We start from the raw sequence: 18,173 nt of genomic DNA, 5'->3' as shown, positions 1-18,173 counted from the left end.
AGCCAGTGCAGGTCACTGGCTTCTGACTATAATTTAGTAACCATCAGGGGATACGGGTTTTCCCCGTTTGTTCGCAGCGGCCAGGGGAACTGAGTATTATTTGATTCAGTGGTCAAAGCGAATGGACTCCCCTTCATGCAGGGTGATAACAGAATGCAAGAAGGCAGCATGGAGTTGATGTGGAATTCCTCTCATACTTATGGGGGCAATATTCACTATATCGAAGAACTCTACGAAGAGTATCTTAACGACCCTAACGCCGTACCGGAGCAGTGGCGTGAGTATTTCAATAAGCTCCCCCGTCCGGAAGGCGCATCAGCGCAGGATCTTCCTTTAGCGCCTGTTCGCGATCATTTCTCCCGTTTGGCCCGTCAACGTATTTCACGCACTGCCAGTAGTGGTGGCGATAGCCTGAGCGACAAAAAGCAGGTTAAAGTCCTACAGCTGATCAATGCCTACCGTTTTCGCGGTCACCAACAAGCTAACCTAGATCCACTAGGCTTAATGCAGCGTAAGGCAATTGCTGATCTAGAGTTAAGCTATCATCAGTTGAGTAACGATGATTTAGATCAGGAGTTCCAAACAGGTTCGCTTTTTATTGGTAAAGAAAAAGCAACGCTGCGCGAAATTCACGAAGCAATTAGCCAAACCTACTGTGGCACTATCGGTGCAGAATTTATGCACATAGTCGACACGGAAGAAAAACGCTGGTTGCAGCAACGCTTTGAATCCGTTCGATCCAAGCCAGACTTTAGCCCTGAAGTGCGTAAGCACTTGTTAGAGCGCCTAGTGGCTGCGGAAGGTTTAGAAAACTACCTAGCCTCTAAGTACCCAGGCACTAAGCGCTTTGGTTTAGAAGGTGGTGAATCTTATATTCCTATTATGGATGAAATCATCCAGCGCTCGGGTTCTTATGGCGTGAAAGAAGTTGTAATAGGCATGGCTCACCGGGGGCGTTTAAATACCCTAGTTAATATTCTAGGTAAAAGTCCTGCAGAGCTATTTGAAGAATTCGACGGAAAAATTGTTATTGAGTCAGGTTCGGGCGATGTTAAATACCACCAAGGTTTTTCATCTAACGTGATGACCAAGGGCGGTGAAGTTCACCTAGCCATGGCTTTTAACCCGTCTCACCTAGAAATTGTTTCACCCGTAATCGAAGGTTCGGTACGTGCACGCCAAGATCGTCGTGACGATACAGAAGGCGAGCTAGTGCTACCTATCTCAATTCACGGTGACTCGGCTTTCTCTGGTCAGGGTGTGGTAATGGAGACTTTCCAAATGTCTCAAACCCGTGCCTATAAGACTGGCGGTACTATTCATATCGTTATTAATAACCAGGTTGGCTTTACTACGGCAAAACCTGAAGATACACGCTCTTCTGAATACTGTACTGATGTTGCAAAAATGGTATCTGCACCTATTTTTCACGTGAATGGCGATGACCCAGAAGCTGTGTTGCACGTTACTCAGGTTGCTGTTGATTACCGCATGCAGTTTAAGCGTGATGTGGTCATTAACTTGGTTTGTTACCGTCGTCGTGGTCATAACGAAGCAGATGAGCCATCCGGTACTCAGCCGCTGATGTATCAAAAAATTGCTAAGCACCCAACCACTCGTAAAATTTACGGTTCACAGTTGGTTGAAACTGGTTTGATAACCGCTGAAGAAGATAAGCAACTAAGTGATGACTACCGTGACGCGCTAGATAACGGTCAGCACGTTGCTAATTCTTTAGTTAAAGAACCTAATAAAGCTTTATTTGTTGATTGGACGCCCTACCTAGGTCACGAATGGACTGCTGAATACGACACCAGTGTCGAGATGAAAAAGCTTCAAGAACTTGCTGGTAAAATGTGCGAAGTTCCTGAAGGTTTTCAGATGCAGCGTCAAGTTTCAAAAATCTATGAAGACCGTCGAAAAATGCAAGCCGGCGCTATGGCTATTAACTGGGGCTTTGCCGAAGTTTTAGCCTACGCAACACTTATAGATGCAGACTTGCCAATTCGCATTACCGGTCAAGACGTTGGGCGTGGTACTTTCTCACACCGTCATGCTGTTTTACATGACTTTAATGATGGTCGTGTGTTTGTTCCGCTACAAAACATGAAGCCTAATCAGCGTAAATTCATTATTCATGATTCCTTCCTATCTGAAGAAGCTGTACTAGCCTTTGAATATGGCTATGCAACAACTAAGCCAGATGCTTTAGTTATTTGGGAAGCTCAGTTTGGTGATTTTGCTAATGGTGCTCAGGTAGTTATCGACCAGTTTATCTCTTCTGGCGAAACTAAATGGGGTCGTTTGTGTGGGTTAACCATGTTACTACCTCATGGTTATGAAGGGCAGGGGCCTGAACACTCCTCTGCACGTTTAGAGCGCTATTTGCAACTTTGTGCTGAGCACAATATGCAGATTTGTACGCCAACTACACCTGCACAAATTTTCCACCTCCTACGTCGCCAAGCTTTACGTCCTCTTCGTAAGCCGCTAGTCGTTATGTCACCTAAAAGCTTACTACGCCATAAAGATGCAACGTCTACATTAGAAGACTTAGCCAATGGTCGTTTTGAGTGCATCATAGGTGACAAAGGCAACCTAGAAGCGAAGAAGGTTAAGAAAGTTATCTTGTGTGGTGGTAAAGTTTATTATGACTTAGTGACTAAGCGTGAAGAGCTAGGTTGTGATGACACGGCAATTGTACGCATTGAGCAACTCTACCCCTTCCCAGAAAAAGACTTGGAAGTAGAGCTAGCTCAGTATGCTCACCTAGAAAAAGTGGTTTGGTGTCAAGAAGAACCACAAAACCAGGGTGCTTGGTACTCTAGTCAACACCACATGCGCAATGTACTTAATCAAATTAAACCTGAGCTTAATCAACAGTTTAGTTTTGCTGGTCGTACTGCTTCTGCAGCACCAGCATCAGGTTATGTTAGTGTGCACGTAGAACAGCAAAATCGCTTGGTTGCTGATGCTTTCGAAGCTTAGTCTTCGCTAGCTAGCAGAAAATACACTTTAGCTTTCGGGTCTAATTTAGACCCGAAATACAAGAATAAGTAGGATAGGGCATAATATGGCTATTGAGATTAAAGCTCCAACTTTCCCTGAGTCAGTGGCTGAGGGCAGTGTTGCAACCTGGCACAAGCAGCCAGGCGAAGCAGTAACCCGTGATGAAATCTTGGTTGATATCGAAACTGATAAAGTTGTTTTAGAAGTACCCGCACCTGTAGATGGCGTTCTAGAAGAAATTCTTGCACAAGAAGGTGAAACGGTTGTTTCTGAGCAACTGTTAGCAAAAATTAAAGAAGGTGCCGTTGCCGCAGCAGCTCCTGCAGCTAAAGAAGAAGCTCCCGCTGCTACAGAAGAAGCAGAAGTGGTTGGTGACCTGCGCGTTGCACCTGCAGCACGTAAACTAGCAGCAGAAAAAGGCCTAGACCTTGCTAAGATTAAAGGTAGTGGTAAAGGTGGTTTAATTACTAAAGAAGACGTAATGAATGCCCCAAGTGCGCCTGCTGCCAAGTCTGCTGCTGCACCAGTAGAAGTGAATGTCGCGCCAGGTGAGCGCATTGAAAAACGTGTGCCTATGAGTCGCATGCGCCAAACCATTGCTAAGCGTCTAGTTCAAGCTCAACAAACGGCTGCCATGTTAACGACTTACAATGAAGTCGACATGAAACCCATTATGGAAATGCGCAAACAGTACAAAGACTTATTTGAAAAGCGTCATGATGGTGTTCGTCTAGGCTTTATGTCTTTCTTTGTTAAAGCAGCAACTGAAGCTCTAAAACGCTTCCCTGATGTGAACGCTTCTATTGATGGAACAGACATTGTTTATCATGGTTACCAAGATATAGGCGTTGCTGTTTCAACAGCTCGCGGTTTAATGGTTCCAGTATTGCGCGATTGCGATTCCATGAACTTAGCTGATATCGAAGGCACCATTGCAGACTTTGGTCAGCGTGGCCGTGATGGAAAAATTGGTATCGAAGATTTACAAGGTGGTACTTTTACCATTACTAACGGTGGTGTTTTTGGTTCGTTAATGTCTACGCCTATCATCAACCCACCACAAACGGCCATTTTAGGTATGCACAAAATTCAAGAGCGTCCTATGGCTATCAACGGTGAAGTGGTTATTCGTCCAATGATGTACCTTGCACTCTCTTATGATCACCGCATGATTGATGGTAAAGATGCTGTACAATTCCTTGTGACTATCAAAGAACTCTTGGAAGACCCAGCACGTATTTTGCTGGATGTATAAGGTCTGGAAGTGTATTAATCCTGCTACTCTGAAACAGGAACAGTAAAGATGTCTAACAAATTTGATGTTGTAGTAATTGGTGCAGGCCCTGGTGGTTATGTTGCTGCCATTCGCGCTGCACAGCTTGGCCTAAAAACCGCTTGTGTAGAAAAGTGGGTCAACAAAGAAGGTAAAAGTGTACTTGGTGGTACTTGCCTGAACGTGGGTTGTATTCCTTCTAAAGCACTACTAGAAGCTTCCCATAAGTTTCACGAAGCCTCCCATGATTTTGATGATTTTGGTATTCAAGCCAAAGGCATCAGCATGGATGTTAAAAAGATGGTTGGCCGTAAAGACAAAATTGTTAATCAGCTGACTGGCGGTATTGCCATGCTGTTTAAAGCTAACGGCGTTACCTCTTTTGAAGGTACAGGTAAGCTATTAGCGGGTAAAAAAGTTGAAGTAGTCGGTCACGATGGTCAAAGCCAAGTATTGGAAGCAGAAAATGTCATTGTTGCTTCTGGTTCTGTACCGGTAGAAATTCCACCTGCACCTTTAACTGAAGGCCTTATTGTTGATTCAACTGGCGCTTTAGACTTCACTGAAACACCTAAGCGTTTGGGTGTTATTGGTGGTGGTGTTATCGGTCTAGAGCTAGGTTCTGTTTGGGGTCGTTTAGGTTCAGAAGTAACAGTGTTCGAAGCAATGGACACCTTCCTAGCTTCTGTAGACCAGCAAATTGCTAAAGAAGTGAAAAAATCACTGACCAAGCAAGGCCTAGAAATTGAATTAGGCGCGCGTGTTACTGCCACTGAAGTTAAAGGTAAAGAAGTAGAAGTTACCTTTGCTGATGCTAAGGGCGAACACAAAAAAGTATTTGATAAACTAATCGTTTGTGTAGGCCGCAAGCCTTACACTCAAGGTGTGCTTGCAGATGACTCAGGCGTAACTTTAGATGAGCGTGGTTTTATCTTTGTTGATGATAACTGCCGTACTTCAGTACCTGGCGTTTATGCTATAGGTGATGCGGTTCGTGGCCCTATGCTAGCGCACAAAGCATCTGATGAAGGTGTTGCTGTAGCTGATCTTATTGCTGGACGTAAAGCAGAAGTAAATTACGACGCTATTCCTAGCGTTATTTATACCTTCCCAGAAGTGGCCGCTGTTGGTAAAACCGAAGAAGAGTTGAAAGCATCCAATGTTGCTTATAAAACGGGTGTGTTTCCTTTTGCAGCAGCCGGTCGTGCTATGACCAATGGCTCAACTGAAGGTATGGTTAAAATTTTAGCTCACGCTGAAACAGATCGTGTATTAGGTATGCATATTTTTGGCCAGCATGCGGGTGAACTAATTCACACGGGTGTTATTGCGCTTGAATTTGCATCCTCGGCAGAAGATTTGGCCTTGATGTGCTTTGCGCATCCAACCTTATCTGAAGCTGTGCATGAAGCTGCACTGGCCGTGGATGGTCATGCCATTCACATGGCTAATCGTAAGAAGCGCTGATTTATCAGCGAAAGTTTGTAGGCTGTCTTACCGATAGCCTACGGGGGATACACCCAACTTGGTTGCTAGTTACCACTGGCGTTTAGTTGGGTGTATCAAGATCACAAGTAACAAATATAAAACGGCATTGAAAATATGAACCTGCACGAATATCAGGGTAAAAAACTGTTCGCCGAATACGGTCTTCCAGTTTCCACCGGTTATGCTGTAGATACACCGGAAGAAGCAGTTGAAGCTTGTAAAAAAATTGGCGGCAATATGTGGGTCGTTAAGGCTCAAGTTCACGCTGGTGGACGCGGTAAAGCTGGTGGTGTAAAGCTTATTAAATCTGCTGACGAAGCAGGTGAGTTTGCCAAGCAGTGGTTAGGTAAAAACCTAGTAACCTTTCAGACTGATGCCAATGGTCAGCCTGTTAGCAAAATTCTAGTTGAGAACTGCACAGATATATCCAATGAACTTTATCTAGGTGCTGTTCTTGACCGTGCAACACGTCGTGTCGTTTTCATGGCCTCTACAGAAGGCGGTGTAGACATTGAAACTGTTGCAGAAGAAACACCAGAAAAAATTCTTAAAGCTATTATCGATCCTCTAGTAGGTGCACAGCCTTACCAGGCGCGTGAGTTAGCTTTCAAACTAGGCCTTAATCCTGAACAAATTAAGCAGTTCACTAAGATTTTCTTAGGCCTTGCTAAACTGTTTACAGATAAAGATTTAGCACTACTTGAAATTAACCCTCTGGTTGTAACTGACGAAGGTAACCTACATTGCCTAGATGCTAAGTTAGTTATCGATGGTAACGCCTTGTACCGTCATAAAGACCTACAAGAAATGCGTGATCCTAGCCAGGAAGACGAGCGTGAAGCTGATGCTGCTAAGTGGGAACTTAACTACGTTGCACTAGATGGTAACATCGGTTGCATGGTTAACGGTGCTGGTCTAGCTATGGGTACTATGGATATCGTTAATATCCACGGTGGTCAGCCAGCAAACTTCCTAGACGTGGGTGGCGGTGCTACCAAAGAGCGCGTTGCAGAAGCATTCAAAATTATTCTTTCAGATGAAAATGTTAAAGCAGTTTTAGTTAATATTTTTGGTGGTATCGTACGTTGCGATATGATTGCTGAAGGTATTATTGGTGCTGTTGAACAGGTTGGCGTTAAAGTACCTGTTGTTGTCCGCCTTGAAGGTAACAACGCAGAACTGGGTTCCAAAAAATTGGCTGAAAGCGGTCTAAACATCATCGCGGCCACCAGCCTAACGGATGCAGCTCAGCAAGTTGTTAAAGCGGCGGAGGGCAAATAATGAGCGTATTAATTAATAAAGATACCAAGGTAATTTGTCAGGGTTTCACTGGCGGTCAAGGTACTTTTCACTCAGAGCAAGCAATTGCTTACGGTACTAAAATGGTTGGCGGTGTAACACCTGGTAAAGGTGGTACAACTCACCTAGGTCTACCCGTTTTTAACACTGTTAAAGATGCTGTAGAAGCAACAGGTGCTGATGCTTCTGTTATCTACGTTCCTGCTCCTTTCTGTAAAGACTCTATCTTAGAAGCTGCTAACGCTGGCATTAAGTTAATTGTTGCCATTACAGAAGGCATTCCAACCTTGGATATGCTCGAATGTAAAGTTAAGTGTGATGAGCTAGGTGTTGTTCTTATCGGTCCTAACTGCCCAGGTGTTATTACTCCTGGCGAATGTAAGATTGGTATTATGCCTGCACAAATTCACCAGCCAGGTAAAGTAGGTATTGTATCGCGTTCAGGTACACTAACCTATGAAGCTGTTAAGCAGACTACCGACCAAGGCTTTGGTCAGTCTACTTGTGTTGGTATTGGTGGCGACCCTATTCCAGGTTCAAGCTTTATCGATATTCTTAAGCTTTTCCAAGAAGACCCCAAAACTGAAGCGATTGTAATGATCGGTGAAATTGGTGGTACTGCAGAAGAAGAAGCAGCGGCTTACATTAAAGCTAATGTAACCAAGCCAGTTGTTTCTTACATTGCTGGTGTAACTGCACCTCCTGGTAAGCGTATGGGTCATGCTGGTGCAATTATTTCTGGTGGTCAGGGTACTGCAGATGAAAAATTCGCAGCACTAGAAGACGCAGGTGTAAAAACTGTGCGTTCTTTAGCTGATATCGGAAGCGCATTAAAAGAAGTAACTGGCTGGTAAGTTCTGGCTAAATTATTTCTAGCTTTACCAACCGCCTGCTTAAAAGCAGGCGGTTTTTTTTGAGCTAATAAAAAGTGCTTATTATTTATTAGCAGCAGAAGTAGGTTTTTTAATTAAACGTGCTGCAAAAGACTGAAGGCGCGGTGCACCAATTAAAATAAGCACAAAGGCAATCGGCCAAGCAATGTAGAAGGCTTGCCACCAACGCGCAATAAAGTTTCCTTCATAGCCAGTGTTAACTATAGTTATTACGCAGGTCATAATGGTAACCATGTAAAGTGACATGACTGTAGAAAATACATACCTAGCGTACTTAGCAGGAAAAATCATACTGAACTCCAAGTTTAGTTTAGCTTTTGCTTATTTTACCTAATAAAATTTATGCTTGTACAATGCATTTCTACTATGCAATCAATAGCCACTCTTGTAACCACCTTAGCTGGTATAAAAAATGACTAACGAGCAACTCAAACATGGGATAAGCCGCTTTATGAGTTTAATCCCTCACTGCAAACAGCTAAACATGCAGGTTGAATCTGTTTGCGAAACTCACCTAGTGCTTTCCATAGAAGGTGATGAGCGTTTTTTGGGTAATAAAGAAGAAGGTTTAATTCATGGTGGAGTTTTAAGTGTGCTAATGGATAGCGCTTGTGGCTCAGCTGCGGTTATTGCTTCACCAGAACCAGAAGTATGCCCAACGGTAGACTTAAGAATGGATCATTACCGTGCAGCCAAGGTAGGTAAAAAAATCTATTGCCGTGCAGAGGTAACCCACCTAGCAAGGCAAATTGTTTTTACTGAAGGTTTAATTTGGCAAGATGAAGCTAAGCCTATTTGTAAAGGTACAGGTACTTTTATGCGCCTAGGTGCAGAGCGAACACCTAAGGGTTTTGCTGAGCAGATTTTTGGGCTTACTCAGGAGACAAAAGCATGAATGAAAGTGATTTGCAGCCTGGAAAACTAGGAGACCACTTATCTGCCAAGGAGGTTAATACTTGGTTAGCAATGATTCCTTATGCACGTTTAATCGGCGTGGAAGCAGAAGATAAGGAAGATGCCTTAATATTTACTTTACAGCCCAAGTCAGAAAATGTTGGTAATCCATTATTACCTGCTTTGCATGGTGGCGTGGTAGCAGCCTATTTGGAAACCGCTGCTATTTTAAATGTTATGGCCTATACCCAAGGAAAACGAATTCCTAAAATAATTGACTTCTCAATTGATTACCTACGCTCAGCACGCACTGAGAAAACCTATGCGCGTTGCGAGTTAGGCCGTTTAGGTAAGCGAGTGGTTAATGTGTCCATCACAGCCTGGCAGGGTGATAGAGAAGCTGAACCTATTGCTTTAGCGCGTGCTCACTTAATTTGGCCTGAAATCTAGTTCTAACAATTAGCCTTGAATTTTTTTGCCTAGACCCCATTAAACTAGCATCACTTAAATACATTAACCTTGATGCTCAGGAGTTCGCTGATAATGAGTCAGGCAGAAAAACAAACACTCGGTTTCCAAACAGAAGTTAAGCAGCTACTGCACCTAATGGTGCACGCACTCTATTCTAATCGTGAAATCTTTTTGCGTGAGCTAATCTCTAATGCCTCAGATGCTTGTGACAAACTACGTTTTGAAGCGATTGCCAAGCCTGAGCTTTTAGAGGAAGACCCAGACCTAAAAGTAAAGATTAGTTTTGATGAAAAAAACAACAGCCTAACCCTAGAAGATAACGGGATAGGTATGAACCGTGATGATGTCATAGCTAACTTAGGTACCATTGCTCGCTCGGGTACAGCAGAGTTTTTACAGCAGCTAACAGGTGATCAGAAAAAAGATTCTGGTTTAATTGGTCAATTTGGTGTCGGTTTTTACTCAGCTTTTATTGTTGCAGATGAAGTAACCGTAGAAACACGTAAAGCAGGTGTGGCGGCTGAAGAAGGTGTACGTTGGACTTCAAAAGGTGATGGCGAATTTACCGTTGAAGCCATTAATAAGCCTAGTCGTGGAACTCAGATTACCCTTAGTCTTAAAGAAGATGCCACAGAATATGCTAGTGGTCATCGTCTACGTAACATTATTCAAAAATATTCAGATCATATTGGCCTACCCATTCAGCTACAAAAAGACGTAGAAGTGGAGGGTGACGATGCAGAGGCAGCAGACCAAGCGACTGCCGTTGAATGGGAAACCATCAATAAAGCCAATGCACTTTGGACACGCAGTAAAAATGAAATTAAAGATGAAGAGTACCAAGAGTTTTATAAGCACGTTGCTCACGACTTTGAAGACCCACTAGATTGGAGTCATAACAAAGTTGAAGGTAAGCAAGAATATACTTCGCTTCTCTACATTCCTAAGCGTGCACCTTTTGACTTATACCAGCGTGAAGCACCGCGTGGCTTAAAGCTCTATGTTCAACGTGTATTTATCTTAGATAACGCAGAACAGTTTTTACCGCTTTACCTACGCTTTATTAAAGGTGTAGTTGACTCATCAGACCTGCCGCTGAATATTTCGCGTGAAATTCTGCAGCAAAACCCGCAAATCGATAGCATGAAGTCTGCACTGACTAAGCGTGTACTAAGCTTGCTAGATAAAATGGCTGATGACCAAGACAAGTACTATGAGTTTTGGAAAGAGTTTGGTCAGGTGCTTAAAGAAGGCCCAGGTGAAGATTTTGCTAACCGTGAGCGCATCGCTGGCTTGTTACGCTTTAGCTCTACCGAGCAAAATGAACAGCGTGTTAGTCTTGCAGATTATGTAAGTCGCATGAAAGAAGGCCAAGATAAAGTTTACTACCTTATTGGTGAAAGCTTGGCACAGGTTAAATCTAGCCCTCACCTAGAAGTTTTCCGCAAAAAAGGCATAGAGGTTTTACTCTTAACGGACCGTATTGACGAATGGTTAATGAGTCACCTAAATGAGTTTGATGGCAAATCATTAGTGGATGTTGCACGCGGCGATTTAGACCTAGGCTCACTGGATAGTGAAGAAGATAAAAAAGCCCAAGAAGAAGCAACAGAAACCAAGAAAGATTTACTAGAGCGCATTAAAAAATCTTTGGAAGATAGAGTAAGCGAAGTGCGTGTTTCAACTCGCTTAACCGACTCGCCTGCTGTATTGGTGATAGGTGCAGATGATCTAGGTTTACAAATGCGTAAAATTCTAGAAGCTTCAGGTCAACAGTTACCTGATAGCAAACCCATTCTAGAAATTAACCCTAGCCACCCTCTAGTTGAGCGTTTAGAAGCTGAAGCGCAAGAGGCTAACTTTACAGACTTAGCTACCTTGCTGTGTGATCAGGCTGCACTAGCAGCAGGTGAAAGCCTTGAAGATCCAGGTCAGTTTGTACAAAGGCTGAACCGCTTGTTGTTAGAGTTAGCAAGCAAGTAAATGCCTTAAACTACCTAAGCCCGGCTAATAACCGGGCTTTTTTGTAGTTATTCTGGACACACTTGCTATCTGTCGGTAAAGTTCACTTATTACACATCATAATGATTAGTTAGGATGGAGCGAGTAGTGGATCGCAGAACACTTTTAAAAGCCTTGTCACTATCAGGTTTTGTTGCCCTAGGTAGTGGTTCGGTATTGCGTCAAGTTAACTTGACCGATAAATTACAAAAAAGCTTCGGTATGGGTGCTTTACAGGGTCAGTGGGCAGCCACTAATCTGCAGCATGGTATGGAAGATATTCTACCTACTCAGCTCAGTGAAGCCTTATCTCAAGTACACCAGCAAGCGGCTGCTCAGGCGGCTGCGTCTGGGTCAAGTAATGCAGAAACGCGCACACGCTATTTTGAAAGCGTATTTGATGATGACTACTTCTTGCCTGAAGAAAAACGCGCCACCATGCTTTTGGCCTATGAGCGCTTAGATCGTTTGCAGTCTTTTGTGGGTCACGGCAACTTTAACCTTTTATCCTTTGATGAAGCACTAAGGTTTGCTCGTAATTATCCCGATATAGGCAAGTTTACCCAAGCTGAAATGGATTTTTTAGATGAGCTTTACCATATAGATGCTCGCTTATATGGCTTTTATGGTGAGCGTGTTTTAGACACAATTACCAGCAAGGTAGCTAAACAAGACGTTGAAAGTGTAGGGCGAACAGGTCACTACTTATTTAAAGGCCAGTCAAGAGAGTTTTATAATCGGTTATTAGAAGAAGTGGGTGATGACCTAGTGCTTACCTCAGGTGTGCGTAGCATGGTTAAACAGATGCACCTCTTCTTAGCAAAAGCAGAGCAATCGGCTGGCAATATGTCTAAAGCCTCTCGTTCCTTGGCACCTCCAGGTTATTCCTACCATGCGATAGGTGACTTTGATGTAGGTAAGGTTGGCTTTGGTTACCGTAACTTCAGTGATGATTTTGCCGAAACTGATGTTTATAAGCGCTTACAAGATTTAGGTTTTGTTGAAATACGCTACACCACAGATAACAGCTTTGGCGTGCGTTATGAGCCTTGGCATATTCAAGTCAGCTAACTAGAATTTTCTGTAATAAAATTCCGGCCGAAGGGGCCGGTTTTTTTTGTCTTAAGCCTGAAATGAAATAAGTAAAAGGAATGTTTGAATGTCAGTTGCACCCAATAAACCACCTATAGTTTTTCATTTAATTATTGCGCTTTCTTTATTGATTGGGCTCTTTGCCATTATCAATGAGTGGTTAGAGCCTAAGCCACAGTTAAAGCCATTTACCCTGGTGTTAGATAATCCACTGACTTCTATGCCAGATTATAGTGATATTACGCATGTGCCTTGGCGTAAAGATATTTTCTTTAAAACTTTGCTGCCCCTTGTGCTTTATGAAAACGAACGCATTAGTTGGCAAGGTGAGCAGCTAATGGCAGCCAAACAGCTACTTGATCAAGGGCAGGAACTAGTTGGTAATGATCTGCAAACCCTGACAAAAATTGTTCGCTACTATGGCTTGGAGTGGCCGTTAACTGAAAAAGAATGGGCAGCTTTAGATAGGCGAGTAAAACAAGTACCTGCAGATTTAGTTTTAATGCAAGCAGCCAATGAATCGGCTTGGGGAACTTCCCGCTTTGCACGCGAAGGTAATAACCTATTTGGTCAGTGGTGCTTTAGCAAGGGTTGTGGTTTGGTACCTTCTGGGCGTGAAGCAGGTAAAAACCATGAGGTGCGCAAATTTGCCACTATTTTAGAGAGTGTCCAAGCCTATATGCGCAATATCAATACACATAGAGCTTACCGCCAGCTACGCGAGCTAAGGCAGCAACTAGTTAATGCCGGAAAAGAAGTGAAGGGTGTCGATTTGGCGCCCGGTTTACTGAGCTACTCAGAGCGTGGTCAGGCCTATGTTGATGAACTAATTAACATGATGAATAGTAATGCGCCTTTTGTTGATCAAGCCATGCAAGAAGTTGGACACCCCTTTTTAGAGCAGGAATAATTGATTTCTAGCTTTATAAATAATCACCCAAGCGCTATAGTTGAGTAATATGCTTGGTTATAGCCTTGGGGATTTATATGCAGCTACACACACTTGAATTTGTTAAGCGTTTTACCCACCTACCTAAGCGCTTTTATCAGTTAAAAAAACCTACCCCCTTAGCCGGTCAGTTAGCCTTAGTCGCTGTTAGTGCTGATGCTGCACAACTTATTGACTTAAACCTTTGCAAACAAGATCAGCAAGAATTAATAGAGTTTTTGGCAGGGCGCTGGCTACCAAAAAAATCACAGCCCCTAGCCATGAAGTATGCTGGCCATCAATTTGGCTTCTATAACCCAGACTTAGGTGATGGAAGAGGCTTGTTGTTAGGTGAAGTACGCAATAAATTAGGTCAGGTCTGGGACTTACATCTAAAAGGCGCAGGGCAAACTGCTTGGTCACGTTTTGCCGATGGGCGAGCCGTTTTGCGTTCATCCATTCGTGAGTTTTTAGCTAGCGAAGCACTCTTTCATTTAGGAATTCCTACCACCCGTGCTTTAGCTCTAGTTACCAGTAGCGAACCAGTACGCCGCGAACGCATTGAAGCAGCCACAACCCTGTTGCGCTTAACGGCAAGCCATATACGTTTTGGTCACTTTGAACACCTTTACTATACGAATGATTTAGATGGCTTAAAACAGTTGCTAGATTTTGTTATTAAGCAGCATTACCCAGAAATACAAGAATCCCAAGACCCTGCTGCCAGCTTATTAGCCCAAGTGCTAGAACGTACCGCCCTGCTAGTGGCTAAGTGGCAAGCTTATGGTTTTTGTCATGGTGTGCTGAATACTGACAATATGTCGATTCTAGGTGAAACGTTTGATTTTGGTCCCTATGCATTTTTAGATACCTATGAGCCCAGTTTTGTTGGTAACCATAGCGATGACCAGGGGCGCTATGCTTTTAACCGTCAGCCTTCTATAGTGCACTGGAACTTAATTTGTTTAGGTCAGGCCCTTTTGCCTCTGAGTAACGAGTCAGCTATTCGACAGGTGCTAGATAGTTTTACAGAGCATTATACCAAGCATTATCGACAGGCCATGGCAGCTAGACTAGGTGTTAACCCAGATGAAAACTGGCAGTTAGTCGAGCGTTTTTTGTATTTTTGTGAGTTGACTAGTTGTGATTGGACAAGGGTATTAAGGGCTTTAGCAGAAGGCGAACTAACAGAAGCAAATAGCTTAATGCTAAATAAGCAAGATCAGCTTCCTAGAGGTTGGCAAGAATGGCTCAGTGACTGGCAACTTTATTTAGCCAAAAACTTTTCTAACCAAGCAGTTGTAGAGCAAACCTTAACCCAAGTTAACCCTTGTGTACTGCCCAGAACTCACTTGTTAGAACAAGCTATTCAATCAGCTGAAAAGGGCGATTTTTCAGAAGTTAATCGTTTATTGGCTATTTTCCGTCAGCCCTTTACACGCAAGGGAAAACAACCCCAAGATACCGGCTCTGTACCTGATTGGGCGCTAGGCTTAAGCTTATCTTGCTCGTCTTAACAATTCCTAGCATCTATACCCTGCCAAGGCAGCTCGAGTAGGTTACAATATGCCTGAACTGGTTTTTATGGGTATTAGAAAGGAATTTCATGGCTAAAAGTCTTATTGTCACTGTGTTGGGCGGAGGTAGTTTTGGTACTGCCTTATCATCGATTGCTGCTAACAATGGTTTTACTACCCGCCTGTGGGTACGTGATGCTGCTTTGGCTGAACAAATTAACCAGCAACACCGCAACCCCCGTTACTTATCAGACCTAGATCTCCCAGCCAGCTTAGAAGCAACCAGCTCATTAGAAAGTGCCTTAAAGGGAGCTGGCTTGGTTTTTATGGCAATACCCAGCAAAGGCTTTGCTCAAGTGTTAGAACAAGCCCTGCCTTTTATGCATTCAGAGCAAATCATCGTTAGCACTACTAAAGGCTTCGAAGAAAAAGGCTTTAAACTAATGAGCCAAATTCTGCAAGAAACCACTGGTTTTCAACACCTAGGTATTTTGTCAGGCCCTAACTTAGCAAGTGAAGTAGCTAAAAAACACCTAACTGCCACCGTGATAGCCAGCCCAGATGATTTAACACGCATTACCGTGCAAGAGGTTTTAGGCAATAACTATTTTAGGGTTTATGCTAATACCGACATGTACGGCGCTGAGCTAGGTGGTGCATTAAAAAATATTTATGCTATAGCCGTAGGTATGGCTGTTGCTTTAGGTATGGGCGAAAATACCAAAAGCATGTTAATGACGCGTGCCCTTGCAGAAATGAGCCGTTTTGCAGTAAGTCTAGGTGCTAACCCCATGACTTTTTTAGGGCTGTCAGGGGTAGGTGATTTAATTGTGACCTGTTCATCACCTTTGTCTCGCAATTACCGAGTAGGCTATGCCCTTGGCGAAGGGAAAAGTTTAGATGAAATAGTTGCTTCCCTAGGCCAGGTAGCAGAGGGTGTTAATACTGTTAGGTTGGTTAGAGCGCAAGCAGATAAACTGGGTATTTATATGCCCTTAGTACAAGCTTTGTATTTGGTGCTCTTTGAAGGCCATAACCCTGAAGAAATGGCCAGCTCTTTGATGGGGCGTGAACAAAGCACGGATGTTGAGTTTGTTCTACCGCATGATGAAATGCTTAAATCAGCTCAAAAAATCACCCGTATAACTAACTAATTAGGGAGATAGATCAAATGACTGAACCCACAATGAAAGAACGCTTAAAAGATGAAAGCTTCTGGTTGCGCTTACCTTTTATGTTGCTGTTCTTTTTTGCTTGGCGCTTAGCAGAACTTATTTTGCTGGGTGTTATTTTTGTACAAGTTGTTTTTCGTTTATTTAAAGGTGAGCCACAAGAACAGCTACTAAAGTTTGCTTCACAGCTCACTTGTTTTAGTTATCAAACTTTCCGCTACTTAACTTTTAATTCAGAAACTAAGCCTTTTCCTTTTTCGGCTTGGCCTAAGGCAGTAGCCGTTGATGACAATCCTTACGTACCTAGCGACCATACAGAAACGAAAGAAAACTCAGCTGAATAAATTAATAGACAAGTACTTGTCTGCTTTGGAAAACCTTACATGTGGAATAATATGCTTTGGCCTCTCGCTGCAATGCAGCAGGGCGTTGATCTAGTCAATCGTCAAATGCTGGCTAACCAGTGTCGCTTGTTGCGTGATTACCTAGACGAATTTAAAGCGGGTGGACGTTTGCCCCACGATATGGAAGTCACCACCTTTTTAATTAATGGTCGTGATGCTGAACTTATTAGCCCTAAAGGTAGCGATACTCAACGCTATGTACTTTACTTGCATGGTGGTGGCTTCGCTCTAGGTTCTTTAGATACACACCGAGACTTAGTAACTGCCTTTGCTCGTCATTCAGATGCCCGTGTTTTGGCTATAGATTACCGCTTAGCACCCGATTACCCTTGGCCAGCAGGTTTAGATGATTCTTATGCTGCTTACCAGTGGTTAGTTGATCAGGGTGTCACATCAGATCGTATCGCTATTTGTGGTGACTCTGCTGGAGGCGGACTAGCTGTATCTTTACTACAAAAGCTAAGTCAAAAAAAGTTAAGTCAGCCAGCAGCCTGTGTGCTTCTATCACCTTGGGTTGACCTTTCTTGTTCAAGCCCATCTATCGACTTAAATGCAGCCACAGACCCCATTTTAAACCGTGTGCAAATGCATGCCTTTGCAGAGCTTTATGCTAATAAGCTACCTTTAACTAGCCCAGAAATATCACCACTTTTTGGTGACTTGTATGGTTTAGCGCCCCTGCACATACAGGTTAGTTCACAAGAGATATTAAGAGATGATGCTAGGCGCTTAGTCGAGGCCATACAAAAGCAGGGTGGGCGGGCTGAAATTATTGAAACACCTTGGATGCCGCATGTTTGGCAGCTGCTTTATCGCTATTTACCTCAGGCGGCGGCGAGTGTGCGGCAAGCGTCGCGTTTTATTAAACTATTAACGGCTGGCTAAAACTTCTTCTAAACATAAGCGTGTTTGCTCTGGGTATTCAAGTGGAAACATATGGCCACCTGGTACCTGGTAGATTTCAAAGCCCATTTTGCGTAAACGCTGCTCACGTTGCTTGGTTATCAAATCACTCGACTCGCCGCGAATAATACTAGCAGGCACCTTTAGTTTACGATGACTAGCGGTTAGGTTATCGGCTAAGTTTCTAAAAATTGCTACCTCTACAGAAGGTTTAAAACGTAGCTGTATGCCACCAGCTTCACGAGGCTCTGTTCCAAAGGCAACGTAATCCTCTAAAGCTTGCGGATGAAAGTTTTTAAAGAGCTTTTTACCAGCAAAGTATTTGACTGCAGTTGCTTGGTCAGGGAAGTGGCTACGGCGACCTTTAGTAATACCCGCAGGGGTTATCTTATCAATAAAACCAAAGCGCTTACCCAGCTTTAAGCCTAAACTGTCTATTCCTGTCATGAGTGGTGGGTCTAATAATACTATTTGTGAAAAACGCTCAGGTTTTTTTAAGGCAGCCATGTAGGTGACTACTCCACCTAAAGAGTGTCCTACGCCCACCACGGGTTGTTGTCCACAGGTTGCATTTAGGTGATCTAAAAGCTCATCAACCAAGGCCTCCCAGTTATGGTTAACAGGAAAGTTGGGTTGATGACCCAAACGGTCTACTAGCTTAATTTGCCACTGATTTTGCATAGGTTCTAATAGAATGCGGTAACTTTGCCCTGGAAAACCATTAGCGTGTGCAAAATGCAAAAGAGGCTGACTACTCATGCGTGACCCTTATAATCAAAATAAGCCAATAGTAGAACGCTTGTTTGAAATAAATGCAAGGCTGGCCAAG

Annotated in this window: 16 protein-coding genes; 14 read left to right on the top strand and 2 right to left on the bottom strand. The window is 43.4% G+C overall.

Annotation, left to right across the window (positions count from 1 at the left end):
- The first annotated feature begins 153 nt into the window (after positions 1-153).
- The 5 genes from BP27_RS0109870 (at position 154) to sucD (ending at position 7,923) form a co-directional block, all read left to right on the top strand.
- Positions 154-2,988 carry a 2-oxoglutarate dehydrogenase E1 component gene (locus BP27_RS0109870; protein WP_027851412.1) on the top strand — a complete coding sequence of 945 codons (2,835 nt, stop codon included), beginning with the start codon at positions 154-156 and terminating at the stop codon, positions 2,986-2,988.
- A gap of 85 nt (positions 2,989-3,073) precedes the next feature.
- Positions 3,074-4,264 (top strand): 2-oxoglutarate dehydrogenase complex dihydrolipoyllysine-residue succinyltransferase, encoded by a 1,191-nt coding sequence (gene odhB / locus BP27_RS0109865; protein ID WP_027851411.1) that lies wholly within the window; start codon positions 3,074-3,076, stop codon positions 4,262-4,264.
- A 48-nt stretch (positions 4,265-4,312) separates the two neighbouring features.
- A complete protein-coding gene (gene lpdA, locus BP27_RS0109860; protein ID WP_027851410.1) occupies positions 4,313-5,749 on the top strand; it encodes a dihydrolipoyl dehydrogenase in 1,437 nt (478 codons plus the stop codon).
- Between the two features lie 135 nt (positions 5,750-5,884).
- Positions 5,885-7,051, top strand: a complete 1,167-nt coding sequence (gene sucC, locus BP27_RS0109855; protein ID WP_027851409.1) for an ADP-forming succinate--CoA ligase subunit beta — start codon at positions 5,885-5,887, stop codon at positions 7,049-7,051.
- The gene (gene sucD, locus BP27_RS0109850; RefSeq protein WP_027851408.1) at positions 7,051-7,923 is read left to right on the top strand and encodes a succinate--CoA ligase subunit alpha; all 873 of its coding nucleotides are present in this window, start codon (positions 7,051-7,053) and stop codon (positions 7,921-7,923) included. Before sucC ends, sucD begins: the two co-directional genes overlap by 1 nt.
- Positions 7,924-8,004: 81 nt before the next feature.
- Here the strand turns inward: sucD and BP27_RS0109845 are convergent, their stop codons facing one another.
- Positions 8,005-8,253, bottom strand: coding sequence for a DUF2798 domain-containing protein (locus BP27_RS0109845; RefSeq protein ID WP_027851407.1), 249 nt, complete (start codon positions 8,251-8,253; stop codon positions 8,005-8,007).
- Between the two features lie 121 nt (positions 8,254-8,374).
- Between BP27_RS0109845 and BP27_RS15915 the strand changes: the two genes are divergently transcribed.
- The 9 genes from BP27_RS15915 (at position 8,375) to BP27_RS15900 (ending at position 17,326) form a co-directional block, all read left to right on the top strand.
- Positions 8,375-8,857 carry a PaaI family thioesterase gene (locus tag BP27_RS15915; RefSeq protein ID WP_036240018.1) on the top strand — a complete coding sequence of 161 codons (483 nt, stop codon included), beginning with the start codon at positions 8,375-8,377 and terminating at the stop codon, positions 8,855-8,857.
- Positions 8,854-9,306 (top strand): PaaI family thioesterase, encoded by a 453-nt coding sequence (locus BP27_RS15910; protein WP_036240016.1) that lies wholly within the window; start codon positions 8,854-8,856, stop codon positions 9,304-9,306. The genes BP27_RS15915 and BP27_RS15910 overlap by 4 nt, the downstream gene beginning before the upstream one ends.
- Positions 9,307-9,399: 93 nt before the next feature.
- Entirely contained in the window at positions 9,400-11,310 is a 1,911-nt protein-coding gene (gene htpG, locus BP27_RS0109830) for a molecular chaperone HtpG (RefSeq protein WP_036240009.1), read from the top strand.
- 126 nt (positions 11,311-11,436) lie between these two features.
- Positions 11,437-12,399 (top strand): M15 family metallopeptidase, encoded by a 963-nt coding sequence (locus BP27_RS0109825; RefSeq protein WP_027851405.1) that lies wholly within the window; start codon positions 11,437-11,439, stop codon positions 12,397-12,399.
- An 88-nt stretch (positions 12,400-12,487) separates the two neighbouring features.
- On the top strand, positions 12,488-13,330 hold the full coding sequence (locus BP27_RS15905) for a glucosaminidase domain-containing protein (protein WP_036240007.1): 843 nt from the start codon (positions 12,488-12,490) through the stop codon (positions 13,328-13,330).
- A 77-nt stretch (positions 13,331-13,407) separates the two neighbouring features.
- Positions 13,408-14,865 (top strand): protein adenylyltransferase SelO, encoded by a 1,458-nt coding sequence (locus BP27_RS0109815; RefSeq protein ID WP_036240005.1) that lies wholly within the window; start codon positions 13,408-13,410, stop codon positions 14,863-14,865.
- A gap of 89 nt (positions 14,866-14,954) precedes the next feature.
- Positions 14,955-16,019 (top strand): NAD(P)H-dependent glycerol-3-phosphate dehydrogenase, encoded by a 1,065-nt coding sequence (locus tag BP27_RS0109810; RefSeq protein ID WP_027851403.1) that lies wholly within the window; start codon positions 14,955-14,957, stop codon positions 16,017-16,019.
- Positions 16,020-16,036: 17 nt separating this feature from the next.
- Positions 16,037-16,381: a DUF4389 domain-containing protein gene (locus BP27_RS0109805; RefSeq protein ID WP_051610500.1), complete on the top strand. Its 345-nt coding sequence runs from the start codon at positions 16,037-16,039 to the stop codon at positions 16,379-16,381.
- Positions 16,382-16,420: 39 nt separating this feature from the next.
- Positions 16,421-17,326 (top strand): alpha/beta hydrolase, encoded by a 906-nt coding sequence (locus tag BP27_RS15900; protein ID WP_051610499.1) that lies wholly within the window; start codon positions 16,421-16,423, stop codon positions 17,324-17,326.
- On the opposite strand, the gene BP27_RS0109795 is transcribed toward BP27_RS15900, so the two are convergent.
- Entirely contained in the window at positions 17,312-18,103 is a 792-nt protein-coding gene (locus tag BP27_RS0109795; RefSeq protein WP_027851400.1) for an alpha/beta fold hydrolase, read from the bottom strand. The genes BP27_RS15900 and BP27_RS0109795 overlap by 15 nt on opposite strands.
- Between the last annotated feature and the right edge of the window lie 70 nt (positions 18,104-18,173).

It is taken from the genome of Marinospirillum insulare DSM 21763, from assembly GCF_000686905.1.
Classification (GTDB): domain Bacteria; phylum Pseudomonadota; class Gammaproteobacteria; order Pseudomonadales; family Halomonadaceae; genus Marinospirillum; species Marinospirillum insulare.
This window is presented reverse-complemented; position numbering and strand designations above follow the sequence as displayed.